This is a genomic window from Rathayibacter sp. AC451, from assembly GCF_979253095.1.
Genome location: NZ_CEEDBD010000001.1, coordinates 302,510 through 327,909, shown reverse-complemented (window position 1 = coordinate 327,909; position 25,400 = coordinate 302,510). Strand labels below are relative to the sequence as shown.

Here is a 25,400-nt window from a genome sequence, read left to right as displayed (position 1 = left end):
AGAGGGGGCACGATCGACCGGACGCTCAACTGCAAGAGAAGCAGGAGGACGCCCTTCACACGATGTGATGGCCGTGATTATCGGGACGATCCCTCGGACAGATTCCGCTCGTTACGCGGTTCCTCGGGATGCAATGCCCACTGTAGCACCCTTGAAGTCGACGGCCAGCATGTGGGCGCGCCACGGCGAGTGCGCCTCCTTCTCGACCAGTTCGGCCGCCTCGAGGCGCTGCGCGGGGTCGCTGCAGAGCACGAGGACGCTCGGGCCTGCACCCGAGACGACGGCGGCGTAGCCGTGCGAGCGGAGGAGCGCGATGAGCTCGGACGTCTGCGGCATCGCGGCGGCGCGGTAGTTCTGGTGCAGCTTGTCCTCGGTGGCCGCGAACAGCAGCTCGGGGCTCTGGATCAGCGCGGCGATCAGGAGCGACGAGCGCGACACGTTGAAGACCGCGTCCTCGTGCGGCACGCTCTGCGGCTGCAGGCTGCGGGCGAGCCGGGTCGACATCTGGTGCTCGGGCACGAAGACGACGGGCGACACTCCGCGGTGCACCATGAGTCGCTTCGAGCGCGGCCGCAGCGGGGCGTCGTCCGCGCCCGAGGGCTCGACCCACGCGATCGTCAGACCGCCGAAGAGGGCGGGCGCGACGTTGTCGGGGTGCCCCTCCATCTCGGTCGCGATGCGGAGGAGGTCGTCGGCGTCGAGCTCGACGACACCGTCGAGCAGGCCCTTGGCGGCCATGATGCCCGAGACGATCGCGGCGCCCGAGGAGCCCATCCCGCGACCGTGCGGGATGATGTTCCGCGCCGTCACGTCGATGCCGGGCATCTCCTGCTGCTGGTCCTTGAACGTGTAGGCGATCGCCTGCACCACGAGGTTCGTCTCGTCGGTCGGGACCTCCCCCTCGCCGACACCGTGGACAGTCACCCGTGCGCCGGTGGCGGAGACCGCCGTCACGTCGAGCTCGTCGTACGACGAGAGCGCCAGCCCGAGCGTGTCGAAGCCCGGCCCCAGGTTCGCGGAGGTCGCCGGGACCTTGACGTGGACGGTGCGGCCGACGGGAACCGCCGAGGTCATGCGCCGGCCAGCCCCAGCACGTCCGCGATCGCGGCGGTGTCCACCGGCACGACGGTCGGAGTGATGTCGGAGCCGTCGGCGGTGCGGAGGGCCCACTGCGGGTCCTTGAGTCCGTGGCCCGTGACGGTGAGGACGACGGTCGCGTCCTTCGGGATCGCTCCGGCCTCGGCGCGCTCGAGGAGGCCCGCGACGCTGATGGCGGAGGCCGGCTCGACGAAGATCCCGACCTCGCCCGCGAGCAGGCGGTAGGCCTCGAGGATCTTCTCGTCGCTGATGGCGCCGAAGTAGCCGTCGCTGACGCTGCGCGCGTTCAGCGCGAGCTCCCACGAGGCCGGGTTGCCGATGCGGATCGCGCTGGCGATGGTCTCGGGGTGGCGCACGGGCGCGCCGTGCACGATCGGCGCGGAGCCCTCGGCCTGGAAGCCGAACATGCGGGGCAGCTTCGTCGCCTCGCCGCGCTCGAGCTCCTCGGAGTAGCCGCGGAAGTACGCGGTGTAGTTGCCGGCGTTGCCGACGGGGACGATGTGGAAGTCGGGCGCGTCGCCCAGGACCTCGACGACCTCGTACGCGGCGGTCTTCTGACCGGCGATGCGGTCGGGGTTCACCGAGTTGACCAGGTGCACGGGGTAGTTCTTCGCGAGGTCGCGCGCGATGTCGAGGCAGTCGTCGAAGTTGCCCTGCACCTGGAGCAGCTGCGCGTTGTGCGCGATCGCCTGGCTGAGCTTGCCGAGCGCGATCTTGCCCTCGGGCACGAGCACCGCGGCGGTGATGCCGGCATGGGTCGCGTACGCGGCCGCGGACGCGGACGTGTTGCCGGTCGAGGCGCAGATGACAGCCTTCGCACCGTGCTCGACGGCCTTCGAGATCGCCATGGTCATGCCGCGGTCCTTGAAGGAGCCGGTGGGGTTCATGCCCTCGTACTTGACCCAGACCTTCGCGCCCGTGCGAGCCGAGAGAGCCGCTGCCGGGATGAGGGGCGTGCCGCCCTCGCCGAGCGTGATGACGGGGGTCGCCTCGGTCACATCGAGGCGGTCCGCGTACTCGTGCAGGACTCCGCGCCACTGCTTCGCCATCTCAGGCTCCTTCAACTCGTAGAACTGACGTCACGGCGCCGACGAACCCGTGGGACTGCAGCGCGGTGACGGTGGCCGCGAGATCGGACTCTGCCGCCGCGTGCGTGCCGATGACCAGGGTAGCGGTCGGCTCGATGCGCTCCGCACCGGCCGGCGCCTCCTCGAGCGGATCGCTCGTGGGCGGGGTCTGCACGAGGGTCTCGACCGACACTCCGTGGTCGGCGAACACGCCGGCGATCTGGGCGAGCACTCCGGGGCGATCGAGCACCTCGAGCGTCACCTGGTAGCGCGTCGTGACGTGCCCGATGGGGAGGACGGGCAGCCCGGAGCTCGCACTCGTGACCAACCCCGGGCCGCCGACGACGTGGCGGCGCGCGGCCGAGACGACGTCGCCGAGGACGGCCGAGGCGGTCTCGATGCCGCCGGCTCCGGCTCCGTAGAACATCAGGCTGCCCGCGGCCTCGGCCTCGACGAAGACGGCGTTGTTCGCGCCGTGGACGGCGGCGAGGGGGTGCGAGCGGTGCACGAGCGCCGGGTAGACCCGGGCCGAGACGCCCTCCTCCCCCGTCTTCGCATCGATGAGGCGCTCGCAGATGGCGAGCAGCTTGACGACGTAGCCGGAGTCGCGGGCCTGATCGACCTGCTGCTTCGTGATGCCGGTGATGCCCTCGCGGTGCACCATCGTGACCGGCACGTCGGTGTGGAAGGCGAGGCGCGCGAGGATCGCCGCCTTCTGCGCGGCGTCGTAGCCCTCGATGTCGGCCGTGGGGTCGGCCTCCGCGTAGCCGAGCTCGGTGGCGCGCGCCAGCGACTCCTCGAGCGTGGCGTGCTCGGTGTCCATCCGGTCGAGGATGTAGTTCGTCGTGCCGTTGACGATGCCGAGGATGCGGTGGACGCGGTCTCCGGCCAGGCTGTCGCGCAGCGGGCGGATGATCGGGATCGCTCCGCCGACGGCCGCCTCGTAGTTGAGCTGCGCCCCCACCTGGTCGGCCGCCTCGAAGAGCTCGTTGCCGTGCGCGGCGAGCAGCGCCTTGTTGGCGGTGATGACGTCGGCTCCGGACGAGATCGCCTTGAGGATGTAGCTGCGCGCGGGCTCGAGGCCGCCCATCAGCTCGACGACGATGTCGGCGCCGAGGATCAGCGCTTCGGCGTCGGTCGTCAGGTACTCGCGCGGGATGTCGGCGGTGCGGGGTGCGTCGAGGTCGCGCACGGCCACTCCGGCGAGCTCCAGCGGAGCGCCCACGCGCTGGGCGAGCTCGTCGCCGTGGTCGAGGAGGAGGCGCGCGACCTGGGCACCGACGGACCCGGCACCCAGGAGGGCGACCCGCAGGCTGCGGTACTCGATCATCGGGTGGTGGCCTTTCGTTCGATGCCGGCATCGCGGCGGAGGAGGTCCTCCTCGGTCTCGCCGCGCACGATGACGCGGGCCTCCCCGTCGCGCACGGCGACGACGGGAGGGCGGCCGAGGTAGTTGTAGTTGCTCGAGAGCGACCAGCAGTAGGCACCGGTCGCGGCGACGGCGAGCAGGTCGCCGGGGTGCACGTCGGCCGGCAGGTACTCGTCGTGCACGACGATGTCGCCCGACTCGCAGTGCTTGCCTGCCACGCGCACGAGCGCGGGCTCCGCGTCGGAGGCGCGGTTCGCGACGCGGGCGGAGTAGTCGGCGCCGTAGAGCGCGGGGCGGGCGTTGTCGCTCATCCCGCCGTCGATGCTGACGTAGCGGCGGACGCTCGTGGAGTGCTCGCCGCCGACGACGACGTCCTTGATGGTGCCGACCTCGTAGAGGGTGAGGCCGGCGGGGCCGATCAGCGAGCGGCCGGGCTCGATCGCGATGTGCGGCACGGGGATCCCGCGGGTGGCGCACTGCTCGGCCACCGCATCGGCGATGGCGGCGGCGATCTCCTCGATGGGGGTGGGGTCGTCGGCGCTCGTGTAGGCGATGCCGAAACCGCCGCCCAGATTCAGCTCCGGCACGGGACCGTCGGCGAGCAGCGCCGCGTGCACCTCGAGGAGCCGCGAGGCCGACTCCGCGAACCCGGCGGAGCCGAAGATCTGCGAGCCGATGTGGCAGTGCAGGCCCAGGAAGCGCAGGCTCGCGTGGGCGCGGATCCGGGCGACGACGGCGGGGCAGTCGGCGAGCGAGATGCCGAACTTCTGGTCCTCATGCGCGGTGGCGAGGAACTCGTGGGTGTGCGCGTGCACGCCGCTGTTCACCCGGAGGCGCACGTTCTGCACGCGGCCGTGCCGCTCCGCCGCCGCAGCGATGCGCTCGATCTCGATGAGGCTGTCGATGACGATCGTGCCGATGCCCGCCGCGACCACGCGGTCGATGTCGGCGACGGACTTGTTGTTCCCGTGCAGACCCATGCGGGCGGGGTCGACACCCGCGGCCTGGGCGACGGCGAACTCGCCGACGCTGCAGGCGTCGATGTTCAGGCCCTCCTCGCGCATCCAGCGCGCGACCTCGGTCGAGAGGAAGGCCTTGCCCGCGTAGTAGACCGTGACATCGGTGCCGATGCGGCCGAGCTCGCGCTCGAAGGCCTCGCGCGTCCGCACCGCTCGACGGCGGGCGTCGGCCTCGTCGACGACGTAGAGGGGCGTGCCGAACTCCTCGGCGAGCCGATCGGCCGTGACTCCCGCGACCTCGAGGACACCGTCGGAGCGGCGCCGCGCGTTGTCGGACCAGACCGCCGGCGCGAGCGCATTCGCATCGTCCGGCTGCTCGAGCCACTCGGGCGCGAGCGGATGACGCGGGGCACGGACGTGCGCGTCGTCGTTTTCCACGGGTGAGACCTCACAGGAGAGAGTGGGAGCGTCACTGCGTGGCGAGCGAGTCCGGATTGACCCCTGAAGCCAGCAAGTTCGTTGAGTGCTGTCGGTGTTCGCCCGCAGGAGACGCGGGCACAGGGCTCCGATCCTACCGGGCGGGTGCGCCCGCCCGAGTGCGACCGAGCCGTCCGCTCAGGGGCAGACGCCGTTCTCCTGCTGCTCCGGGTCGCTGAGGAAGGTCGGAGCGAGCGCGAAGTCGGCGTTCAGCGACTCCGCAGCGACCTGCACGCCCGTGAGGGTGAGCCCCTGCGGCACGGAGTCGGCGATGCAGACGGAGCGAGGACCGAGGAGGCCGTCGGCCACTCCCCCGAAACGCTGCTCGACATCGGCGGCGGTCAGCGTGGTGCCCGCGACGGTCACCTCGGACGGAGTGAGCTCGATCGCCCCGTCCGCCACGCCGAGCTCGATGCCCACTCCGGCCGCCAGCGAGAGTCCGAGCACCTCGACCGAGGTGTTCACCCGCACGAGCGGTGCATCGAGGGTCACGGAATCGATCGGCACCTCGCTGCGCGCGGAGACGAGGGAGGTGACGGAGGCGGCATCGAGCGCGACGGTCGCGGTGCCGGAATCGAGCGCACCGGTGCCGCTCGCGGGCACACCCTCGAGGGTCACGTCGATGTCCCCGTTCAGCTCGCCGAAGGCGACGCCGTCGCTGCGGACGTCGAGGCGGTCGAGCGTTCCCGAGACGAGCTGCGGCAGCACCGCCCATCCGGCGACGTCGACCTCGACCGGGTGGTCGGCCGGCAGCGACAGCGCATCGCGGATGCTCGCCGCCGCGGTGTCGGCGACCGCGCGGCGGGCGAGCGCGTCGCCCACGACCGCCGCGACGACGAGCAGCACGAGCACGACGGCCACGACGACGACGGTGATGAGTCCCCGACGTCGTCGGCGGGGGCTCTCCGAGGCGCTCACATGCGGTCCGGAGCGGTGACGCCCAGGAGCGAGAGCCCGTTGCGCAGGACCTGGCCCGTGGCCTCGTTCAGGCGCAGCCGCGTGGAGTGCACGGCCTCGATCGGGTCCTCGCCCTGGGGCACCACGCGGCAGTTGTCGTACCAGCGGTGGTAGAGCCCGGCGATCTCCTCGAGGTAGCGGGCGATGCGGTGGGGTTCGCGCAGCTCTGCGGCGTGCGCGACGATGCGCGGGAACTCCTGCAGGCCGCCGAGCAGGGCCGACTCGGTCGCGTGCACCAGCGTCTCGGGAGAGAAGGGCTCGCGCGGCACTCCGGACGCCTCCGCCTTGGCGGCTACCTGGCGGGTGCGCGCGTGGGCGTACTGCACGTAGTAGACGGGGTTGTCATTGCTCCGCTTGGTCAGCAGATCGAGGTCGATGTCGAGCGTCGAGTCGGCGGAGGAGCGCACGAGCGAGTAGCGCGCGGCGTCGACGCCGACGGCCTCGACCAGGTCCTCCATCGTGACGACGGTGCCCGCGCGCTTGGACATCCGCATCGCCTGCCCCTCGCGCAGCAGGTTGACGAGCTGGCCGATCAGGATCTCGAGGTTGACGCCCGGAGTGTCACCGAAGGCCGCGCACATCGCCATCATGCGGCCGATGTAGCCGTGGTGGTCGGCGCCGAGCATGATGATGGCCCGGTCGTAGCCGCGCTCGCGCTTGTCGAGGTAGTAGGCAAGGTCGCCAGCGATGTAGGCCGCCTCGCCGTCGCTCTTGATGATGACCCGGTCGCGGTCGTCGCCGAAGTCCGTGGTGCGCAGCCACGTCGCTCCGTCGGCCTCGTAGATGTGGCCGAGGCCGCGCAGCCGCTCGATCGCGCGCTCGACGGCGCGCGACTCGTGCAGGGAGTTCTCGTGGAAGTAGACGTCGAAGTCGACGCCGAACTCGTGCAGGCTCTGCTTGATCTCGCCGAACATCAGCTCGACGCCGATGGAGCGGAACGTCTCGTGCAGCTCCTCCTCGGGCAGGACCGAGAGGTCGCCCGGGTAGGCGGCGACCACGCGGTCGGCGATGTCCGCGATGTACGCGCCGCCGTAGCCGTCCTCGGGGGTGGGCTCTCCGCGGTGCGCGGCGAGGAGGCTGCGGGTGAAGCGGTCGATCTGCGCGCCGTGGTCGTTGAAGTAGTACTCGCGGGTCACCTCGGCGCCCTGCGCGAGCAGGACGCGGGCCAGGCTGTCGCCGACCGCGGCCCAGCGGGTGCCGCCGATGTGGATCGGGCCGGTGGGGTTCGCCGAGACGAACTCGAGGTTCATCTTCACGCCGGAGTAGAGGGAGCCGGTGCCGTAGGACTCCGCGGCGTCGACGATGACGCCGGCGAGGGCGCCGGCCGCAGCGGCGTCGAGCCGCACGTTGAGGAAGCCCGGTCCGGCGACCTCGACGGTGGCGACGCCGTCGACGGCTCCGAGCCCCTCGGCGAGCTCGGCGGCGAGCTCGCGCGGGTTCGCTCCGAGCTTCTTCGCGAGCTTCATCGCGATGTTCGACGCCCAGTCGCCGTGGTCGCGGTTCTTCGGGCGCTCGAGGACGACGTCCGAGAGGGCGACCTCGGCGTCGCTCCCTCGTCGCTGCACGGCGTCGAGGACGAGGGCGTGCAGGGAGGCGGCGAGCTGTTCGGGAGTCACGGGGGTCGATTCTACCGGCCGGGTCCCGGGCCGACGGGGCGCCCCCGGCCCCGCCCGGCGAGCGCTTGCTAGGGTGCGACCCATGCGCCGCCCCGCCGCCCTCCTCCTCGCCGCCGCCGTCGGCGTCCTGGCGGGCTGCTCGGGAGCGCCCGAGCCCGCGCCGAGCGCCTCGACCGCGATCAGCGGCACTCCGGTCCCCCTGACCTGCGAGGAGCTCGTTCCCTCCTCGGCCCGCACCGGTCTCTGGTCAGGATTCGCGCCCGACGACTCCGTCGAGCGGACGGACGTCTCGACCGAGATCGCGGGCTACGACGGTCTGGTCTGCGGATGGTCCGACGATGCGGGGGCCGCCTTCCAGCTGGCCGTGGCGCACCTCGACGCCTCGCTCGTCGAAGCGCTCAAGAACGAGTTCTTCCGCACGAGCAACGCCGTCCCGACCTACGGCAAGCCGCCCGCTGTCGAGGGCTACTACGAAGTCGCGTCCGGCCGCGGAGTGGCGGACGTGCTGCTCGACGAGCACTGGATCGAGGCCTCGAGCGCCTCGTTCATCGAGCCGGGCGATCCGGAGCCGCTCGTCCGCGCGGCGGTCGCCGCGCTCGCCGGCTGAGCTCAGCCCAGCCGGACGGGCGAGACGTGGTCGTCCTCGACGATCACGTCGCACTCGGCGTCGACGCTCATCGCCGTGAGGGAGAGGTCGGTGAGGTAGCTGCTGAGGAACGCGGTGTCGGCCGTGTCGCGGCCCGACGAGATCCGGAGCATCGAGCCGCGCGGAGCGAGCCGCGTCGCGTCGATCACGTGCCAGGCGCCGCCGACCCAGGCCTCGGTGACGGCGTGGAAGTCGCGCGGCTCGAGGCCGGGAGCGTAGACGGCGGTGACGCGCGCCGGGATGTCGAGAGCACGAAGCAGCCCCGCGCAGGTGTGCGCGAAGTCGCGGCACACGCCCTGACCGCTCTCGATCACCTGGGCCGCTCCCCCGGTGGCCACCGTCGAGCCGTAGACGTAGGAGAGGTGCCCGTTGACCCACGCCTCGACCGCGGTGAGCGCGTCGAAGCCTTTGGCCCGCCCGAACTCGCGCCGCGCGACGCCGCCGAGCGCATCGGCCTCGGCGTAGCGGCTGGGCCGCAGGTACTCGACCAGCTCGAGCTCGCTCGGCTCGTCGGGGGCGCCCCGGCCGGTCACGCTCGCGCGGTACGCGACCCGCATCTCGCCCTTGTTCGCCTCGACCCGGTGCACGCGGGCGCCGTGCCGCCCAGGGAACTCGCGGACGGGAAGCTCCTCGCCGTCGAGGCGGACCGAGAAGGAGTCGTCGAACGACTCGCCCGTCGCCGTCGCGGCGACGAGGAAGATCAGGTCGGTCGGCCCGTTCAGACGCAGGTCCATCGAGGCGGAGACGGTGCGCAGCATGGCTCCATCGTGGCACGTCGTGCGGCACGTTCCGGCGTCGGATCGGCCCACGCCCGGGTGCTAATGTGGTCAGGCACTCCTGGCCCCCATAGCTCAGGGGATAGAGCACTGCCCTCCGGAGGCAGGGGCGTAGGTTCGAATCCTACTGGGGGCACCACTACGCCACGAACAGATGGCAGCGCTGGGCCCGAGTGACATCTCCGTGCTTGCGGTGCAGTGTGAGGTCGCTTCGCATGACCTCCAGCAATGAGCTGCTTGATGCAGGAGAGCTCATTGCTTGTCTAATTCATCATTGGTGCGGTCGAGAGCGTGCGAGAACCGTGCATAGACGCGGTGTGGGGCGGGCAGACCGTTCTCGGACTTCGCCTAGCTGAGACCCGGATAGCGAAGCGCCATGACACGCAGAGGTCTACGAGCTCAGGCGCTTTCTCGCCATCCCATGTTTCACCTGCCCACGAAACGACCCGCAGAGATCGGCGGCCGCGGCTGCGTTCGCCTGAAGCACGCCAAGGAGCGGATCGCAGCGAAGCAGAGCACTAGAGGTGCTAGGAGTAGCCAGACGACGCCGGACAAGGCGACACGAGCCCAAATAGAAAGATTGATGCGCATTATTGTCCCGCCTTCGGGTGACGGCATGAGTACTGTGGTGAATGTATCAGGGGCGCCTCGCAAGGGACAGAGCTGTCGCGACCTGCTGTCCGTCAGGCGCGACCCGAAACAAAAGCGACTTCTGGGAAAACATCAGATGCGTCCTCAGGAACCGCCGTTCCTGAGAGCCGAGCCGTAGGGTGATCGGCGTGAAGATCCTTGTCGTGGAAGATGATCCGGCCATGGGCGAAGCTCTCGTGGGAGGCCTTGGCGACGCCGGCTACGAAGCCGTGCTCACCACGAACGGGGTGGACGCGCTCGTCGCGTTCACGAACGCCGAGTTCTCGGCGGCCATCGTCGATGTGATGCTGCCCGCGATGTCGGGCTTCGAGATCTGCCGCCGAATCCGTGAGCTCGGCCGGTCGACTCCGATCATGCTGCTCACCGCCCGGGACGCGATCGAGGACCGGGTGTTCGGCCTCGACGCAGGCGCCGACGACTACCTCACCAAGCCGTTCGCCTTCACGGAGCTCAACGCCCGGCTGCGCGCGCTGCTGCGTCGCAGCCCCTCGCTGATGTCGACGTCGATCGAGGTCGGCCGCATCACGGTCGACGGCTCGAGCATCAGGCGCACCGCCGACGGCAGCCGCATCCACGTCAGCCCGAAGGAGCTCGAGCTCCTGAAGCTCCTCATCACCCCGGTCGGGTCGGTCGTCACGCGCCAGCGCATCCTGTCCGAGATCTGGGGCGGCGGGGAGATCGTCGACAACAACATCGTCGACCAGTACGTCAGCTATCTGCGCAAGAAGCTGCCGACGGAGGAGACCGGAGTCGGCATCGTGACAGTGCGCGGCAAGGGCTACTTCCTCCGCCCGGTCGAGTAGCCGTGACCGCACCGGCGCAGCCCGCGGGCCCTCGCCAGACCGCCCTCTCGATCCGTGCGCGCATCACGATCGGCAGCGTGGCGGTCGCCACGGTGCTCTTCGCTCTCGCGGCGCTCCTCTTCTACCAGGTCGTGTCGGGGATCGTGGAGCGCAGCGAGCGGACGATCCTGACCTCGATCGAGGACGAGATCCGCCGCGACATCTCAGCGGGGAACGTGCCCCGGGTGGAGGGCTCCTCCACCGGGCAGCTCTACCTCGCGCTCGATCCCGACGGGACGGTGAACGCGTCGACGATGCCCACCACCCTCGGCGACGCCGTCGTCGACGATCTGCGCGAGACGGGCGCTGACGCGACCGCCCGCTACACGAGCATCACGACGGGCAGCACGAGCTACCTCGTCCGCGTGGCCGCGGTCGACGACGACGGAGCGACGTGGTCGGTCGTCACCGCGCGCGACCAGGCCGCCTCGCAGCTGGTCCTCGACGACTTCGCGCACGTGCTCGTCTACGCCGCGATCTTCCTCGTCGTGACCTTCGGCCTCGCCTCGTGGATCCTGACCGGCACTGCACTGGCTCCGGTGCGGCGGATGCGCGCCCGGGCCGACGAGATCGCGGCCGACCCGGGTCAGGGTGATCAGCTGCCCGTCGTCGGCACGCGCGACGAGATCGACGAGCTGGCCGAGACGCTCAACGCGTTCCTGCAGAAGCAGACCGCCTCCCTCGCCCGCGAGAAGCAGATGGTGTCGGACGCGAGCCACGAGCTGCGGACGCCCCTGGCCGCGCTCTCGGCGCAGCTCGAGATCGCGCACCACCGCGTCGAGGACCCGGCGGCGGTCGATCGGGTGATCCTGGATGCGCGCAAGAGCGTCGACCGCCTCGTGCGCCTCGCCTCGGCGCTGCTCGACATCTCGCGGATCGAGAGCAGGTCGGTGCGGCCGACGTCCGCCTTCGCCGATCTCGTCGACGAGCTGGTCGGCGCGGTCGACCGCACCCGGCTGCTCGCCTCCGAGTCGGACGTCGAGATCGACTACGAGATCGACGAGCGGGAGCCCGCCCGCCTCTACGGAGTCGCGGCGCAGGACTTCGGGCGCGTGATCGACAACCTGGTCCGGAACGCGATCCAGGCGCTGCCCCGCGGCGGGATGGTCGTCGCAGCGCTCTCGCAGCAGGACGGACGGCTGCTCCTGTCGGTGGCGGACGACGGGCCGGGCATGCCGGACGAGTTCATCCCGGTGGCGTTCGACCGGTTCTCGCGGCCCGACGACTCCCGCACCCTCGCCTCGGGTGGCAGCGGCCTCGGGCTCGCCCTCGTCCACACGACGGTGCTGTCGGCGGGCGGCACGGCGGGTCTGCGGAACCGTCAGCCGCACGGGCTGGTCGTGGAGATCGTGCTGCCGCCGGTGGGGTCGGCGGCGAAGTAGAGGCGCCCCCTGCTGATCGAGTAGGCCCGCGGAGCGGGAGTACGCAAGGCGCGGGGTCTCGATACGCCCCTACGGGGCTACTCGACCAGCAAGGGGAAGACGGGCAGCACGCCTCCGCCCGCTGATCGAGTAGCCCGCACCGCGGGCGTATCGAGATCCGCAGCATCCGCAGACCCGGGGTCTCGACACGCCCCTGTGGGGCTACTCGACCAGCAGGGGGAAGAGGAGCTGCACGCCGCCCTCAGCTGATCGAGTAGCCCGCACCGCGGGCGTATCGAGATCCGCAGCACCCCGCAGACGCGGGGTCTCGATACGCCCCTGCGGGGCTACTCGACCAGCAAGGGGGAGGCGGGGGACGACGAACGCCCCCGGCCGGAGCCGGGGGCGTTCGAGGTGGATCAGCGTTGGTCGTCCTCGGGGCGGACGGGCACCGGGTCGCCGGCGTTGGCGGGTGGCGGCGCCCAGCTCGCCTGAGGCGCCTCGGCGGCGGCGCCCTGCCCGTCGAGCAGGTTGCGGCCGCGGTTCACGACCTCGGGGTCGGCGAGCACGGAGTAGCTGGTCGCGATGACCTGCATCGTCGACGTGAAATCGCGGCGCCGGCGGTTGACCGCGTACGACGCGAGACCGAACAGCATGCCGAAACCGGCGCCGAGCAGCACGGCCGCGATCAGGAACGAGAACTGCGTGGTCGGGGAGAAGATGATCAGGAGCAGGCCCAGGAAGATTCCGAACCAGGCTCCCGAGGCGGCTCCCGCCAGCGCCACGCGCCCCCAGGTGAGCTTGCCGGTGACGCGCTCGACGCTCTTGAGCTCGTTGCCGATGATCGCGAGCTGCTTCACCGGGAAGTCGGCACGGGCCAGCACGTCGACGGCGGCCTGCGCCTCCTGGTACGTGTCGAAGATCGCGAGGATCTCGCCGCGCGGGATGGTCGGGAAGACCGCCTTGCGGCCGTTGAACGGCGTCTGCTGAGTCACCCGCTCAGACTGGCACAGGGGTCTTGGAGGACTCTGGGCGGCGATGGTGAGCACGCCGAACGTCGGTCGGGAACGCTCGGCGGACATCCCGGTGGGCGGCACTAGGTTTGTAGCCGTGAGTTCCGCCAGAGTCTTCGTCGCGCGCTTGGTCGGATGCACCGTCTTCGACCCCGCCGGCGACCGCGTCGGCAAGGTCCGCGACGTGCTCCTGGTCTACCGCCAGAACGATCCGCCCCGCGTCGTCGGGCTCGTCGTCGAGATCCCCGGACGCCGCCGCGTGTTCGTGTCGATCGGACGCGTCACGAGCATCGGCAGCGGCCAGATCATCACCACCGGTCTGATCAACGTGCGCCGCTTCGAGCAGCGCGGCGGCGAGGTCCGCGTCATCGCCGAGCTGCTCGGCCGCCGCATGACGTTCGTCGACGGATCCGGCGACGCCGTCGTCGAGGATGTCGCGATCGAGGAGGTCGGACCCGGGGAGTGGCAGCTCGCGCAGCTGTTCGTCCGCCGTCCCAAGACGAGCCCCTCCCCCTTCGCCAAGGGCGCGACCGCGTTCGCCGGCTGGCGCGAGGTCCGCGAGACCGTCTCGGGCGAGGCGCAGTCGGCCGAGCAGTACGTCGCGAGCCTCGCCGAGCTCAAGCCCGCCGACCTCGCGAGCACCCTGCTCGACCTGCCGACCCAGCGCATGCTCGAGGTCGCGGGCGAGCTCTCGGACGACCGGCTCGCGGACGTTCTCGAGGAGATGCCCGAGAGCGAGCAGGTCGAGATCCTCGGTCAGCTCGACGACGACCGCGCCGCCGACGTGCTCGACCAGATGCAGCCCGACGACGCGGCCGACCTGATCGCCCAGCTCTCGGACGAGCGCGGCGAGGCCCTCCTGGGCCTGATGGAGCCGGAGGAGGCGGACGACGTCCGCATGCTCCTCAGCTACGCACCCGAGTCTGCCGGCGGCCTGATGACGACCGAGCCGATCATCGTGTCGTCCGAGGCGACCGTGGCCGAGGGCCTCGCCCTCATCCGCCGTCACGAGCTCGCTCCCGCCCTCGGAGCCGCGGTCTGCGTCACCCTGCCGCCGTACGAGCCGCCGACCGGCCGCTTCCTCGGCATGGTGCACTTCCAGCGGATGCTCCGCTACCCGCCGCACGAGCGCCTGGGCACCCTGCTCGATCAGAGCTTCGACCCGATCACGCCGGACACGTCCGCCGCCGAAGTCGCCCGCATCCTCGCGAGCTACAACCTCGTGTCGGTGCCCGTGGTCGACGAGACGCACCGGCTGGTCGGCGTCGTCACCATCGACGACGTGCTCGACTACCTGCTCCCCGAGGACTGGCGCAGCCACGACGGCGACGACGAGCCCCGCTCACCGGTGAGCACGACCACGCGGGGCATCCCGCTGGTGCCGCCGCCCGCGAAGGCGGCGAACGGCGGACGACGACGAGGATGGAGGGGCGCGCGTGGCTAAGGACGCGAAGCAGGATCGGCGGCTCGACGCCCCGAAGGGACTCCGCACGCGCGTGCTGCCCCTGCGCAACCGCCAGAGCAGCGACCGCTTCGGGCGACTGACCGAGTCGTTCGCCCGCGGAATGGGAACCCCGTGGTTCCTGTTCGGCATGACGATCTTCTGCGTGTTCTGGCTCGTCTTCAACACCTACGGACCCGAGGACGCGCGCTTCGACTCGCAGGCCCTGGGCTTCACCGTGCTGACGCTGATCCTCTCGCTGCAGGCCTCCTACGCCGCTCCCCTGCTCCTGCTCGCGCAGAACCGGCAGGACGACCGCGACCGCGTGCAGATCGAGCAGGACCGCCAGCGCGCCGAGCGCAACCTGGCCGACACCGAGTACCTCGCCCGAGAGGTCGTGGCCCTGCGGCTCGCGATCCGCGACATGGCGAGCAAGGACTTCATCCGCTCGGAGCTGCGCAGCCTCGTCGAGGAGCTCGAGAAGGACCGGACGGAGACGAGCAGGTCCGAGCGCGGCGATGTCTGACCCGACTCCCCTCGAGAGCGCGGTCCTCGCGTCGCTCGCGCGGGTCGTCGATCCCGAGATCCGCAAGCCCATCACCGAGCTCGACATGGTCGAGTCCGTGACCTCGGCCGCGGACGGCTCGGTGGACGTCGCGATCCGGCTGACCATCGTGGGCTGCCCGGCGGCGTCCGCGATCGAGCGGGACGTGACGGAGGCGGTCGCCGGCACCCCCGGGGTGACCGGTGTCCGCGTCTCGGTCGGCGTGATGACCCCGGCCCAGCGCACCGCGCTCACGGAGCGGCTCCGCGGCGCCAAGCGCAGCATGCCCTTCGGGCCGGACTCGCTCACCCGCGTCTACGCCGTCACCAGCGGCAAGGGCGGAGTGGGCAAGTCGACGGTCACCGCGAACCTCGCCGTCGCCCTGGCGCAGCAGGGGCTCTCGGTCGGGCTGATCGACGCCGACGTGCACGGGTTCTCGATCCCCGGGCTCCTCGGCCTGATGCACGACGGGCACGTCGACGGCCCCACCCGGGTGGGCGAGCTGATGCTCCCGCCCGTGGCGCACGGGGTCAAGGTCATCTCGATCGGGATGTTCCTCGAGGGCGACACGCGCGGAGCGGCCGTCTCCTGGCGCGGTCCGATGCTGCACCGGACGATCTCGCAGTTCCTCACCGACGTCTACTTCGGCGATCTGGACGTGCTGCTGCTCGACCTGCCCCCGGGCACGGGCGATGTCGCGATCTCGATCGGCCAGCTCCTCCCGCACGCGGAGGTGCTGATCGTCACGACGCCGCAGCCCGCGGCCGCCGATGTGGCCGAGCGCAGCGGCGCTCTGGCGCGCCAGTCGGGTCAGACGATCATCGGCGTCGTCGAGAACATGGCGGGTCTGCCGCAGCCCGACGGGTCCGTGCTCGACCTGTTCGGCACCGGTGGCGGGGCCGAGGTGGCGCGCCGTCTGAGCGCCTCGGGGAGCGAGGTGCCCGTGATCGCGTCCCTGCCGATCAGCCGTCGCGCTGCGCTCCGGCGGAGACATCGGCGTCCCGGTCGTCGTCGGGGCACCGGAGGATCCGGCCGCGGTGGCGATCACCGCGCTGGCGAGGACGCTAGCGGCTCGGCCGCGGGGCCTGACGGGGCGACGACTGCCGATGAGCGTCGGCTGACCCTCTGGCGGGACCGGCCGCTCACCCGTCGCCGACGGGAGCCGTTCGGGTCAGGTCGCCTCGGAGTCGATGGGCGGCGGAGCGACGGTCGAGAGCTGCCCCTCGCCGTGCGAGCGCTTCATCGTCGTGTAATAGCTGTCCTGCGTCGAGGCCCGGCTGCCGGGCCCCGTCGTGATGGGCGCGCCGACCTTCGTCGGAGGCTTCACGGTGGGCACGGGGTCGTCCTCGAGGAGGGCGTCGCGGATGATCCGACGAGGGTCGTACTGGCGCGGATCGAGCTTCCGCCAATCGACCTCGTTGAACTCCTCGCCCATCTCGTCCTTGACCCGCTCGCGCGCCTGCGTGGCGAATCCGCGCACCTTGCGCACGAGCTGACCCAGCTGCGCGGCGTAGTGCGGGAGGCGATCAGGGCCCAGCACGAAGACAGCGATCACTCCGATGATGAGGAGCTTGTCGAACGTCAAACCGAACACGGGACAAGAGTAACCCGCCGCGCCTGCGGCACCGACCCCGCGCGCCACCGTAGCCTTGCCCTGCGCGGACGCGATCCGTCCACCGCACCGACAAGAGGAGCTCGACCGTGTCCGACAAGGATGCCAACTGGAAGTACGCCGAGGACGCGGTCGTCGAGCCCGAGGCCATCGCCTCCGCCCGCCGCCTCTCGGTCGAGCTGGGCATCGACGCCGTCTCGCCGTCCATCGGGGCGCAGTCCTCGCTCATCGCGGCCGCGGCGCGCGCCTCGCAGATCATCGAGATCGGCACCGGCACCGGAGTGAGCGGCCTGTGGCTGCTCGACGGCGCCCCCGAGGCGATGCTGACCTCGATCGACTCGGAGGCGGTGCACCAGCAGCACGCGCGAGCGCAGTTCCACGAGGCCGGCGTGTCCCCCAACCGCCTCCGCCTCATCCCGGGACGAGCGCTCGAGGTGCTGCCCCGGATGAACGAGAACTCGTACGACATCGTCTTCGTCGACGGCGATCCGCTCCAGGTCATCGAGAACGTCGAGCACGCGCTGCGGCTCGTGCGCCCGGGCGGCACCGTGCTGATCCCTCACGCCCTCTGGCGGGGACGGGTCTCGAACCCGGCTCAGCGCGACGAGATCGCGTCGGCGTTCCGCACCCTGGTCGCCGAGATCAGCGCGTCCCCCGCCGTGGTGAGCATCCTCTCCCCCATCGGAGACGGACTGCTCCAGGCCAACAAGCGCCGAGCCTGACGCGCCGATCCGTCCTGGAACGAGGGAACGCCCGCCGCACGGTGTGCGACGGGCGTTCTCGACGGTGCTGGTGGTGCCGCCGTCAGGCGGGGGTCACCACCGATGCGAGAGCATCGTGCAGCTCTTTCGCCTCTGCATCGTTGACCGAGACGACGAGTCGTCCGCCTCCTTCGAGCGGAACGCGCACGACGATGAGTCGACCCTCCTTTAACAGCCTCCATCGGTCCGTCTCCGGTCCTGGGCTTCATGGCCGCCATAGAGTTCCCCTTTCGTGACGTATCCCCCTATTATCGTGCATCCGCGGTGTTCGAGAAATCGCGCTCTCCGGCGAGCCCGCGGGACGTCGATCACGGGGGCGTCCAGTCGTAGCCGTCGACGGCCCAGCAGGCCGAGATCCAGAGGATCTGACCGCCGATCCCGGCCAGGACCAGTGCGACCCGGAAGAGCGGCGATCGGGGCACGGCGAGTGCTCCGACCAGCGGGAACATCGGCCCGAGCAGCCGGAACGTGCTCGACTGCGGGAAGAAGAACGCGAACAGGTACACCGCGTAGCCCGCGATCCACGCGCGGCTGACGAGGTCGAGCCGGCGCACCCACGGCGAGGCCATGACGCCGATGAAGGCGGCCACGAGCAGCACCACCAGGACGATGCCGATGGCCGGCGACTGGAACCACCACTGGCCCCACCACGCCCCGCCCTGGAACCACGAGGTGAAGGGGAAGAGCTCCTGGTAGCCGATGTAGGAGGAGCGCCAGGCGAGCTCGGTGTCGGTGTAGGCGGTGATCGACCCGGTGACCGCCCAGGCCGCGATCGGCCAGAGGAAGCCGACCACGAGGCCCCAGACCGTCAGCGCCACGGTGGGCAGCCAGTCGCTGCGCTCGAAGGGCTCGCGCGAGCGTCGGAGGAAGCGGACGAGGACGTAGAGCCCCATCGCCGCGGCGAAGGCCAGCCCGCTCGGCCGGGTGAGGCCCAGCAGCAGGACGACCGGGAAGACGAGCGCGTACCGCCCGCGCACGAGCAGCAGCAGGGTGATCGCGGTCAGCATCATCGCCGCAGACTCGGCGTAGGCCAGCTGCAGCAGCGGCGAGGTGGGAGCGACGCAGAAGAGCAGCACCGCGACCAGCGACTGCGTCTCGCTGAGCGAGTGCCGGAGGAGGCGGTAGAGGACCAGGGAGGTGACCGCTCCGCAGACGACCGAGACGGTGACGGCGGCGGGCGCCCATCCGAGGCCCGTGACCAGCATGAGTAGGCGGACCACCGCTGGGTAGAGCGGCATGAACGCCCAGGCGTTCTCGCCGATCTCGCCCGCCTCGGTGACCGGGAGGGTGGAGGGGTAGCCGGAGAGGGCGATGATCTCGTACCAGCGCCCGTCCCACATCGAGGCGAAGGCGGAGTAGGAGGGGGACGGGCCGGTCCAGGAGTTGGCGGCCTGGTTCGCGGCGAACTGCAGCAGGATCACGGTGGTGACCAGGCGCGTGAGCACGAAGACGGCGAGCACCCGCGCCCACCACGGGACGAGTCGGAGCCGGGCCCGTCGACGCGCCGTCGACGCCGGAGCGACGGCGGTCACGCGGGGGTGCTCAACCAGCCGCGGAGACCGTCGGCGCAGGCCGTGATCTCGTGCACCGCGACGCGCTCGTCGTCGGCGTGGGCCTTGAGGGGGTCGCCGGGGCCGTAGTTCACGGCCGGCACTCCCATCGCCGAGAAGCGCGCGACGTCCGTCCATCCGTACTTCGGCTTCGCCTCGGCGCCGACGGAGGAGAGGAAGGCCTGAGCGAGCGGCGCGTCGAGGCCGGGGCGGGCGCCCTCGGCGAGGTCGACGACCTCGACCTCGAAGCCGTGGAAGAGCTCGCGGAGGTGCTCGACGGCCTCGGCACCGGTGCGGTTCGGAGCGAAGCGGTAGTTGACGTGGACCGTGCAGAGGTCGGGGATGACGTTGCCGGCCACTCCTCCCGAGATCCGCACGGCGTTGACGCCCTCGCGGTAGACGAGGCCCTCGACCTCGACCTCGCGCGGCTCGTAGGCGGCGAGCCGATCGAGGATCGGTGCGGCCGCGTGGATGGCGTTCTCGCCGACCCAGCTGCGGGCGGAGTGGGCGCGGAGTCCGCGGGTCACGACGTCGACGCGCAGGGTGCCGTTGCAGCCGCCCTCGACCTCGCTGCTCGTCGGCTCGCCCAGAACGGCGAAATCGGCGGCGAAGAGGTCGGGGCGGTGGCGGGCCAGCCGTCCGAGGCCGTTGAGGTCGGAGGCGACCTCCTCGTTGTCGTACCAGATCCAGGTGACGTCGACCGCGGGCTCGACGAGCTCGGCGGCGAGGACGAGCTGCACGGCGACCCCCGCCTTCATGTCGACGGTGCCGCGCCCGACCAGGTACTCGACTCCGTCGATGCTCTCGTCGACGACGGGCAGGTTGCCGTTGATCGGGACGGTGTCGAGGTGACCGGCGATGACGACGCGCTGCGCTCGGCCGAGCGAGGTGCGCGCGACGACCGTGTCCCCGTCGCGGATCACCTCGAGGTGATCGCAGGCGGACAGCGCCGCCTCGACCGCGTCGGCCAGTGCCGACTCCTCCCCCGAGACGGACGGGATGTCGCACAGCACCCGCGTCAGCGCGATCGGATCGGACGCGAGATCCAGCCTCACGAGGGGCGGAGCGGCGGGGGTCGGAGCGGCCATGGCACCCAGGGTAGCGGCCGCGGGCCGCGCGCTACCCTGGGTGCCATGACCCCCGAGCACTCCGCCGACTCCTCCGCGCCCGCCTCCGCCTGGGGCTACGGGCTCGCCACGATCGCCTCCGACGGCACCGTCCTCGACACCTGGTTCCCGGAGCCGCGCCTGGGCACGATCCCCGCCGGCCGCGACCCGTGGATCGTCCCGGCCGAGTTCGAATCGCTCGCGGGAGAGGACCCCCGGCGCGAGGTGCGCATCGACGTGGTGACCCTGCAGATCGACCTCTCCTCGCCGCCGGCCTCGACGTCGGACGCCTACCTGCGCCTGCACCTGCTCTCGCACCTGCTCGTCCAGCCGAACACGGTGAACCTCGACGGCGTCTTCGCGCACCTGCCGAACGTGGTCTGGACCAACGCCGGACCGGTGTCCCCCGACTCGTTCACGCGACTCCGCCCGTCGCTGCGCCGGCACGGCATCCAGGCCGCCGGGATCGACAAGTTCCCCCGGCTGACCGACTACGTCACTCCGGCCAAGGTGCGGATCGCGGACACCTCGCGCGTGCGCCTGGGCGCGCACCTCGCTCCGGGCACGACCGTGATGCACGAGGGCTTCGTGAACTTCAACGCCGGGACGCTCGGCAGCTCGATGGTCGAGGGTCGGATCTCGCAGGGCGTCGTCGTCGGCGACGGCTCCGACATCGGCGGCGGTGCGTCGATCATGGGCACGCTGTCGGGCGGAGGCACGCAGCGGATCTCGATCGGCGCCCGCGCCCTGCTCGGGGCGAACTCGGGCATCGGGATCTCGATCGGGGACGACTCCGTCGTCGAGGCGGGGCTGTACGTCACGGCGGGCACGAAGGTCGTGGTGGTCGGAGGAGCGCCCCGGTCCGACGGGCGCCCGCAGACGGTGAAGGCCGTCGAGCTGTCGGGCGTGCCGAACCTGCTGTTCCGCCGCAACTCGCTGACGGGCGCGGTGGAGGTGCTCCCCCGCACCGGTGCGGGCATCGAGCTGAACACGGCGCTGCACGCCTGAGGCCGGGTTGCGGGGGGGTCTCGATACGCCCGCGAGCGGGCTACTCGACCAGCAGAGAGTTCTCCCGCTGCTGACCCCCGCTGGTCGAGCAGCCGTCGCAGACGGCGTATCGAGACCACCCCTCCCGGAGACCGGGGTCTCGATACGCCCGCGAGCGGGCTACTCGACCAGCAGAGGGGGGTGAACGGACGATGCCGCCTCCGCAGGGCGGAGACGGCATCGGGGCGGCGGGTCAGCTGCCGGTGGGCCAGTGGCGCTCGGAGGCGCCCATGTAGAGCTGCTGGGGGCGGCCGATCTTGGTCTGCTTGTCGATGTTCATCTCGCGCCAGTGGGCGATCCAGCCGGGCAGGCGGCCGATCGCGAACAGCACGGTGAACATGCGGGTCGGGAAGCCCATCGCCTTGTAGATGACCCCGGTGTAGAAGTCGACGTTCGGGTAGAGGCGGCGCTCCTTGAAGTAGTCGTCCTCGAGCGCGAGGGCCTCGAGCTCCATGGCGATGTCGAGCAGCGGGTCCTTCACTCCGAGCGCCTGCAGCACCTCCGAGGCGCTCTCCTTGACGAGCTTCGCGCGCGGGTCGTAGTTCTTGTACACCCGGTGGCCGAAGCCCATCAGGCGCACGCCCTCCTCCTTGTTCTTCACCCGCTCGACGAAGGTCTGGACGCTCTCGCCCGACTCGCGGATGCGGCCGAGCATCGTCAGGACGGCCTCGTTCGCTCCGCCGTGCAGCGGGCCGAAGAGCGCGTTGATGCCGGCGGAGACGGACGCGTAGAGGTTGGCCTCGGTCGAGCCGACCAGGCGCACGGTCGAGGTCGACGCGTTCTGCTCGTGGTCCTCGTGGAGGATCAGCAGACGGTCGAGCGCCTTGGAGAGGACCGGGTCGACGTCGTACCGCTCGGCCATGGTGCCGAAGTTCAGTCGGAGGAAGTTGTCGACGAAGCTCAGCGAGTTGTCGGGGTACAGGAACGCCTGGCCGATGCTCTTCTTGTGCGCGTACGCGGCCATGACCGGCAGCTTCGCGAGCAGGCGGATCGTCGTCAGCTCGACGGCCTCGGGATCCTTGGGGTTCGAGCTGTCCTCGTAGTAGGTGGACAGGGCCGAGACTCCCGCGGAGAGCACCGACATCGGGTGCGCGCTGTGCGGGAGCGCGTCGAAGAAGCGCTTGAGGTCCTCGTGCAGGAGCGTGTGGCGGCGGATGCGCTCGTCGAAGCCCGCGAGCTCGTCGGCGGTGGGCAGCTCACCGTAGATGAGGAGCCAGGCCACCTCGAGGTACGTCGCGTTCGTCGCGACCTCCTCGATCGGGTACCCGCGGTACCGCAGGACGCCCTTGTCGCCGTCGATGTACGTGATCTGCGACTTGGTCGCCGCCGTGTTGACGAAGCCGTAGTCGAGCGACATGAAGCCGGTCTGCTTCGTCAGGGTCGAGAAGTCGATGCTCGAGGCGCCGTCGACGCTGCGGAGGATCGGGAAGTCGGCGGTGCGGTCGCCGAAGGTGAGCGTCACCTTCTCGGGCTGGGCCTCGGCCGCAGCCGGCGCGCTCTCCGTGGCGGGCTCCGGTGCCTCCACCGTCGCGGTTCCGTCGCTCTGCGTGCCGGATTCGGTCACAACGCCTCCCAGGTCGTCACGGTCGCTCCCCGGGCAGCGCGCTCGCACGGAGCAGGCGGCGCCGGGTGTGGGCGGTGCAGTCGGCGCCGTTGTGTGGCGACATCGACCGAACCTCCTACAGCCTAAGGGCACAGCAGGGGACCTGCTGCACCGGCCAGTGCTCCGGGGCGCGCGTTGTGGGATACCGCCATGACCCGCCCTGGGAGGGAGGCGGGACGCCCGCGGCGGCGGTCTAGGAGAGGCCGGCGGAGAGGCGCGACGCGGCCGCGTCGATCCGCTCGTCGCCGGCGGTCAGCGACAGCCGCACATGCTCGGTGAAGTGGTCGCCGTAGAAGACGCCCGGTCCGGCGAGCACGCCGATCCGCGCGAGGCGCTCGATCGACTCCCAGGCGGGCCGCCCCTCGGTGGCCCAGAGGTACAGGCCGGCCTCGCTGCGGTCGATGCGGAAGCCGGCGGCCTCGAGCGCGGGGCGCAGGCGGTCGCGACGGGCGCGGTACCGCTCCTTCTGCTCGGCCACGTGCGCGTCGTCGCCCAGGGCGGTGATCATCGCCTCCTGCAGCGGACCGGGCACGATCATGCCGGCGTGCTTGCGCACGGTGACGAGGCGGGCGATGAGAGCGGAGTCGCCCGCGACGAACGCGGCGCGGTAGCCGGCGAGGTTCGACTGCTTGCTGAGCGAGTAGACGCCCAGCACGCCCTCGCGGCTGCCGCCGACGACCCGCGGATCGAGGATGCTCGGGATCGGCTCGTCGGCCCAGCGGCCGTCCCAGCCGAGTTCGGCGTAGCACTCGTCGCCGGCGATGACGGCGCCGAGCTCGCGGGCACGGGCGACGGCCCTCTGCAGAGCGGGGACGTCGAGCACCGCGCCGTCCGGGTTGCCGGGAGAGTTCAGCCAGACCAGGCGGGTCCGCTCGGGCCACTCGTCGGGGTCGTCGGAGGCCAGGACGGAGGCACCCGCGATCGAGGCCCCCATCGCGTAGGTGGGGTAGGCCGCGCGGGGATGGACGACGACATCGCCGTCGCCCAGGCCCAGCAGGAACGGCAGCCAGGCGACGAGCTCCTTGGAGCCGATGGTCGGCAGGACCTCGTCCACTCCGAGCCCCGGGACCGCCCGGCGACGCGCGAACCACGCCGCGATCGCCTCGCGCAGAGCCGGGGTGCCGACCGTCGTCGGGTACGAGTGCGCGTCCGTCGCCCGCGCGAGGGCGTCGCGGATGAGCGGGGGCGTCGGGTCGACGGGCGAGCCGATCGAGAGGTCGACGAGGCCGTCGGGGTGCGACGACGCGAGCGCCGTCGCGGGACCCATCAGGTCCCAGGGGTAGTCGGGCAGGGCTCCGAGCGCCACCGGAGGGCCGCTCAGTGGCCCTGGGGCGGGAGGACCGCGATGACCGGGTGATCCTTCGCGATCACGCCGACCTTCGCCGCTCCGCCCGGGGAGCCGATCTCGTCGAAGAACTCGACGTTGGCCTTGTAGTAGTCGGACCACTCCTCGGGGAGGTCGTCCTCGTAGTAGATCGCCTCGACGGGGCACACCGGCTCGCAGGCACCGCAGTCGACGCACTCGTCGGGGTGGATGTAGAGCGAGCGCTCGCCTTCGTAGATGCAGTCGACCGGGCATTCGTCGATGCAGGCGCGGTCTTTGACATCGACGCACGGAAGTGCGATCACGTAGGTCACGGTCGTGGCGTCCCTTCGAACAGAGGCTTCTATCGTACGCGGAGCGACGGGGCGTCGAGTCCCGCGGCGGGCTTCCGCGGCTCCGAGAGCGCTGGGGACGCCGGACCCAGCCGCGGCCAGGCGATCACCACGAGGGCGATGAGCGCGGGGACGAAGGTCCACGCGATGCCGAGGCCGTTCGCGGGCACCAGGACGGATCCTCCGGCGCTGCGCAGCGCCAGCAGCCCGATGACCCCCAGCAGCCCCATGGCCGTGCAGAAGGCGACGAAGCGGTCCACCATCACGATCCGCAGGCCCAGGAGCAGCAGCAGCACCGCGACGAGGGACGCGGCGAGGCCCACGGGCAGCACGGCGTCGCCGACGACGACGGTGCTCTGGTGGGCGACGGTGGTGATCGCTCCGACGACCGCGCCGACGAGCACCGAGAGGGCGCCGGACACGACCCGCGAGCGCAGATCGGGGCGCTCCTCGGCCACCGGCTCCTCGACCGCGGCCGCGGGAGCCGGGCGGAAGCGCTCGATACGGGCGATGGGGAACGCGGGACCGCTCGAGAGCCTCGCCGTCCCGTCCTCGACGACGATCTGGGTGCCGTGGGCCTCGAGTGCGGCGCGCTTGCGGGCCCAGTCGTCGGCGCTGAGCTCGAGGACGACGTCCCCGGGTGCGGGCGGAGCGTCCTCGGGCAGGACGGCAAGGAAGCGCAGGCCGAGCAGCTCGGCCGCCTGCCGGGCGATGGCCGCGGTGCGAACGTGGTCCGGGTGCCCGTAGCCGCCCCCCGCGTCGTACGAGAGGACGACCTCGGCCCGGGTCTGCTGCAGCACGGCGATCAGGTCGGCGATCTGCTCCTCCTCCGAGCCGGCGGTGAGGGCCGCCGGGTGCACGGGCTCGAGCGGCTCGGGGACGCGGCCGGGCCCCCACTGCATGCCGGAGTCGCGGTAGACGCGCGGCGAGAGGCCGCGCGCCCGAGCGCCCTCGGCGCCGAGGAAGCGGTGGTCGGCGACTCCGAGCGCCGTGAGTGCGACGACCAGCTCGGACGTGCGGTGGGAGGCGAGATCCTCGGAGCCCTCGAGTGACGCGAGGTCCTCCGGGATGACCTCGCCGCACTCCCCGCGCGTGGCGGTGACCACCGTCACCGAGGCGCCCTGCGCCACGAGGTGCGCGAGAGTCCCGCCCATGGTGATGCTCTCGTCGTCCGGATGCGCGTGGACGGCCACGATCCGCTCGTCCGCTCCGACTGGGCTCGCGTCCACACTCCTACCTTCCGTTCGG

22 protein-coding genes, 1 tRNA gene and 2 pseudogenes are annotated in these 25,400 nt (G+C 71.2%); 9 read left to right on the top strand and 16 right to left on the bottom strand.

Going from position 1 to position 25,400, the window contains the following annotated elements; all coding sequences use genetic code 11:
• Window positions 1-111: 111 nt before the first annotated feature.
• The 6 genes from thrB to argS form a co-directional block, all read right to left on the bottom strand.
• Complete coding sequence (thrB, locus tag AC0CID_RS01505) at window positions 112-1,074, bottom strand: homoserine kinase (RefSeq protein ID WP_207402991.1); 963 nt, start codon at window positions 1,072-1,074, stop codon at window positions 112-114.
• On the bottom strand, window positions 1,071-2,147 hold the full coding sequence (gene thrC / locus AC0CID_RS01500; protein WP_207402992.1) for a threonine synthase: 1,077 nt from the start codon (window positions 2,145-2,147) through the stop codon (window positions 1,071-1,073). Before thrC ends, thrB begins: the two co-directional genes overlap by 4 nt.
• 1 nt (window position 2,148) lies before the next feature.
• A complete protein-coding gene (locus AC0CID_RS01495) occupies window positions 2,149-3,495 on the bottom strand; it encodes a homoserine dehydrogenase (protein ID WP_207402993.1) in 1,347 nt (448 codons plus the stop codon).
• On the bottom strand, window positions 3,492-4,931 hold the full coding sequence (lysA, locus tag AC0CID_RS01490) for a diaminopimelate decarboxylase (protein ID WP_465225542.1): 1,440 nt from the start codon (window positions 4,929-4,931) through the stop codon (window positions 3,492-3,494). Before lysA ends, AC0CID_RS01495 begins: the two co-directional genes overlap by 4 nt.
• A gap of 177 nt (window positions 4,932-5,108) precedes the next feature.
• Window positions 5,109-5,888: an LmeA family phospholipid-binding protein gene (locus tag AC0CID_RS01485; protein ID WP_465225541.1), complete on the bottom strand. Its 780-nt coding sequence runs from the start codon at window positions 5,886-5,888 to the stop codon at window positions 5,109-5,111.
• Window positions 5,885-7,543 carry an arginine--tRNA ligase gene (gene argS / locus AC0CID_RS01480; RefSeq protein ID WP_465225540.1) on the bottom strand — a complete coding sequence of 553 codons (1,659 nt, stop codon included), beginning with the start codon at window positions 7,541-7,543 and terminating at the stop codon, window positions 5,885-5,887. The genes AC0CID_RS01485 and argS overlap by 4 nt, the downstream gene beginning before the upstream one ends.
• Before the next feature lie 82 nt (window positions 7,544-7,625).
• Here argS and AC0CID_RS01475 point away from each other — a divergent pair, with 82 nt between their 5' ends.
• Window positions 7,626-8,150, top strand: coding sequence for a hypothetical protein (locus AC0CID_RS01475; protein WP_465225539.1), 525 nt, complete (start codon window positions 7,626-7,628; stop codon window positions 8,148-8,150).
• A gap of 2 nt (window positions 8,151-8,152) precedes the next feature.
• Here AC0CID_RS01475 and AC0CID_RS01470 read toward each other — a convergent pair whose 3' ends face one another.
• Window positions 8,153-8,947 (bottom strand): transglutaminase-like domain-containing protein, encoded by a 795-nt coding sequence (locus AC0CID_RS01470; RefSeq protein ID WP_465225538.1) that lies wholly within the window; start codon window positions 8,945-8,947, stop codon window positions 8,153-8,155.
• 82 nt (window positions 8,948-9,029) lie between these two features.
• On the opposite strand from AC0CID_RS01470, the gene AC0CID_RS01465 reads away from it, so the two are divergent.
• The 3 genes from AC0CID_RS01465 (at window position 9,030) to AC0CID_RS01455 (ending at window position 11,840) form a co-directional block, all read left to right on the top strand.
• A tRNA-Arg gene (locus AC0CID_RS01465) sits at window positions 9,030-9,104 on the top strand.
• Between the two features lie 631 nt (window positions 9,105-9,735).
• Window positions 9,736-10,419, top strand: a complete 684-nt coding sequence (locus AC0CID_RS01460; RefSeq protein ID WP_465225537.1) for a response regulator transcription factor — start codon at window positions 9,736-9,738, stop codon at window positions 10,417-10,419.
• Between the two features lie 2 nt (window positions 10,420-10,421).
• Window positions 10,422-11,840 (top strand): sensor histidine kinase, encoded by a 1,419-nt coding sequence (locus AC0CID_RS01455; RefSeq protein WP_465225536.1) that lies wholly within the window; start codon window positions 10,422-10,424, stop codon window positions 11,838-11,840.
• A 398-nt stretch (window positions 11,841-12,238) separates the two neighbouring features.
• Here the strand turns inward: AC0CID_RS01455 and AC0CID_RS01450 are convergent, their stop codons facing one another.
• Window positions 12,239-12,814, bottom strand: a complete 576-nt coding sequence (locus tag AC0CID_RS01450) for a YflT domain-containing protein (protein ID WP_465225535.1) — start codon at window positions 12,812-12,814, stop codon at window positions 12,239-12,241.
• A 115-nt stretch (window positions 12,815-12,929) separates the two neighbouring features.
• On the opposite strand from AC0CID_RS01450, the gene AC0CID_RS01445 reads away from it, so the two are divergent.
• From AC0CID_RS01445 to AC0CID_RS01435, 3 genes and pseudogenes are all read left to right on the top strand, one after another.
• A complete protein-coding gene (locus AC0CID_RS01445) occupies window positions 12,930-14,276 on the top strand; it encodes a magnesium transporter MgtE N-terminal domain-containing protein (protein ID WP_207403003.1) in 1,347 nt (448 codons plus the stop codon).
• Window positions 14,269-14,799, top strand: coding sequence for a DUF1003 domain-containing protein (locus AC0CID_RS01440; RefSeq protein ID WP_251942912.1), 531 nt, complete (start codon window positions 14,269-14,271; stop codon window positions 14,797-14,799). Before AC0CID_RS01445 ends, AC0CID_RS01440 begins: the two co-directional genes overlap by 8 nt.
• Window positions 14,792-15,938, top strand: a pseudogene (locus AC0CID_RS01435) (P-loop NTPase). The gene AC0CID_RS01440 and the pseudogene AC0CID_RS01435 overlap by 8 nt, the downstream one beginning before the upstream one ends.
• A 50-nt stretch (window positions 15,939-15,988) precedes the next feature.
• Here AC0CID_RS01435 and AC0CID_RS01430 read toward each other — a convergent pair.
• The gene (locus AC0CID_RS01430; protein ID WP_251942908.1) at window positions 15,989-16,411 is read right to left on the bottom strand and encodes a twin-arginine translocase TatA/TatE family subunit; all 423 of its coding nucleotides are present in this window, start codon (window positions 16,409-16,411) and stop codon (window positions 15,989-15,991) included.
• Window positions 16,412-16,518: 107 nt separating this feature from the next.
• Between AC0CID_RS01430 and AC0CID_RS01425 the strand changes: the two genes are divergently transcribed.
• Window positions 16,519-17,151: an O-methyltransferase gene (locus AC0CID_RS01425; protein WP_207403007.1), complete on the top strand. Its 633-nt coding sequence runs from the start codon at window positions 16,519-16,521 to the stop codon at window positions 17,149-17,151.
• An 82-nt stretch (window positions 17,152-17,233) separates the two neighbouring features.
• On the opposite strand, the pseudogene AC0CID_RS01420 reads toward AC0CID_RS01425, so the two are convergent.
• The 3 genes and pseudogenes from AC0CID_RS01420 to dapE all read right to left on the bottom strand — a co-directional run bounded on the left by AC0CID_RS01420 (window position 17,234) and on the right by dapE (window position 19,828).
• A pseudogene (locus AC0CID_RS01420) lies at window positions 17,234-17,408 on the bottom strand (DUF3117 domain-containing protein).
• A 90-nt stretch (window positions 17,409-17,498) separates the two neighbouring features.
• Window positions 17,499-18,722 carry a hypothetical protein gene (locus tag AC0CID_RS01415; protein ID WP_465225534.1) on the bottom strand — a complete coding sequence of 408 codons (1,224 nt, stop codon included), beginning with the start codon at window positions 18,720-18,722 and terminating at the stop codon, window positions 17,499-17,501.
• On the bottom strand, window positions 18,719-19,828 hold the full coding sequence (gene dapE / locus AC0CID_RS01410; RefSeq protein WP_465225533.1) for a succinyl-diaminopimelate desuccinylase: 1,110 nt from the start codon (window positions 19,826-19,828) through the stop codon (window positions 18,719-18,721). The genes AC0CID_RS01415 and dapE overlap by 4 nt, the downstream gene beginning before the upstream one ends.
• A gap of 45 nt (window positions 19,829-19,873) precedes the next feature.
• On the opposite strand from dapE, the gene dapD reads away from it, so the two are divergent.
• Entirely contained in the window at window positions 19,874-20,854 is a 981-nt protein-coding gene (dapD, locus tag AC0CID_RS01405) for a 2,3,4,5-tetrahydropyridine-2,6-dicarboxylate N-succinyltransferase (RefSeq protein WP_465225532.1), read from the top strand.
• Window positions 20,855-21,086: 232 nt separating this feature from the next.
• Here dapD and AC0CID_RS01400 read toward each other — a convergent pair whose 3' ends face one another.
• From AC0CID_RS01400 to AC0CID_RS01385, 4 genes are all read right to left on the bottom strand, one after another.
• On the bottom strand, window positions 21,087-22,355 hold the full coding sequence (locus AC0CID_RS01400; RefSeq protein WP_465228025.1) for a citrate synthase: 1,269 nt from the start codon (window positions 22,353-22,355) through the stop codon (window positions 21,087-21,089).
• Between the two features lie 334 nt (window positions 22,356-22,689).
• The gene (gene dapC / locus AC0CID_RS01395; protein WP_465225531.1) at window positions 22,690-23,802 is read right to left on the bottom strand and encodes a succinyldiaminopimelate transaminase; all 1,113 of its coding nucleotides are present in this window, start codon (window positions 23,800-23,802) and stop codon (window positions 22,690-22,692) included.
• An 11-nt stretch (window positions 23,803-23,813) separates the two neighbouring features.
• Window positions 23,814-24,134, bottom strand: a complete 321-nt coding sequence (gene fdxA / locus AC0CID_RS01390; RefSeq protein WP_056866806.1) for a ferredoxin — start codon at window positions 24,132-24,134, stop codon at window positions 23,814-23,816.
• 29 nt (window positions 24,135-24,163) lie between these two features.
• On the bottom strand, window positions 24,164-25,381 hold the full coding sequence (locus AC0CID_RS01385) for a PIG-L family deacetylase (protein WP_465225530.1): 1,218 nt from the start codon (window positions 25,379-25,381) through the stop codon (window positions 24,164-24,166).
• Window positions 25,382-25,400 lie beyond the last annotated feature (19 nt).

What these genes read in the sequence shown, in the direction of transcription:
- AC0CID_RS01495 (WP_207402993.1), bottom strand. Translation starts at nt 3,495, where the DNA reads ATGATCGAGTACCGCAGCCTGCGGGTCGCCCTCCTGGGTGCCGGGTCC.
- dapD (WP_465225532.1), top strand. Translation starts at nt 19,874, where the DNA reads ATGACCCCCGAGCACTCCGCCGACTCCTCCGCGCCCGCCTCCGCCTGG.
- AC0CID_RS01475 (WP_465225539.1), top strand. Translation starts at nt 7,626, where the DNA reads ATGCGCCGCCCCGCCGCCCTCCTCCTCGCCGCCGCCGTCGGCGTCCTG.
- thrB (WP_207402991.1), bottom strand. Translation starts at nt 1,074, where the DNA reads ATGACCTCGGCGGTTCCCGTCGGCCGCACCGTCCACGTCAAGGTCCCG.
- thrC (WP_207402992.1), bottom strand. Translation starts at nt 2,147, where the DNA reads ATGGCGAAGCAGTGGCGCGGAGTCCTGCACGAGTACGCGGACCGCCTC.
- AC0CID_RS01470 (WP_465225538.1), bottom strand. Translation starts at nt 8,947, where the DNA reads ATGCTGCGCACCGTCTCCGCCTCGATGGACCTGCGTCTGAACGGGCCG.
- dapE (WP_465225533.1), bottom strand. Translation starts at nt 19,828, where the DNA reads ATGGCCGCTCCGACCCCCGCCGCTCCGCCCCTCGTGAGGCTGGATCTC.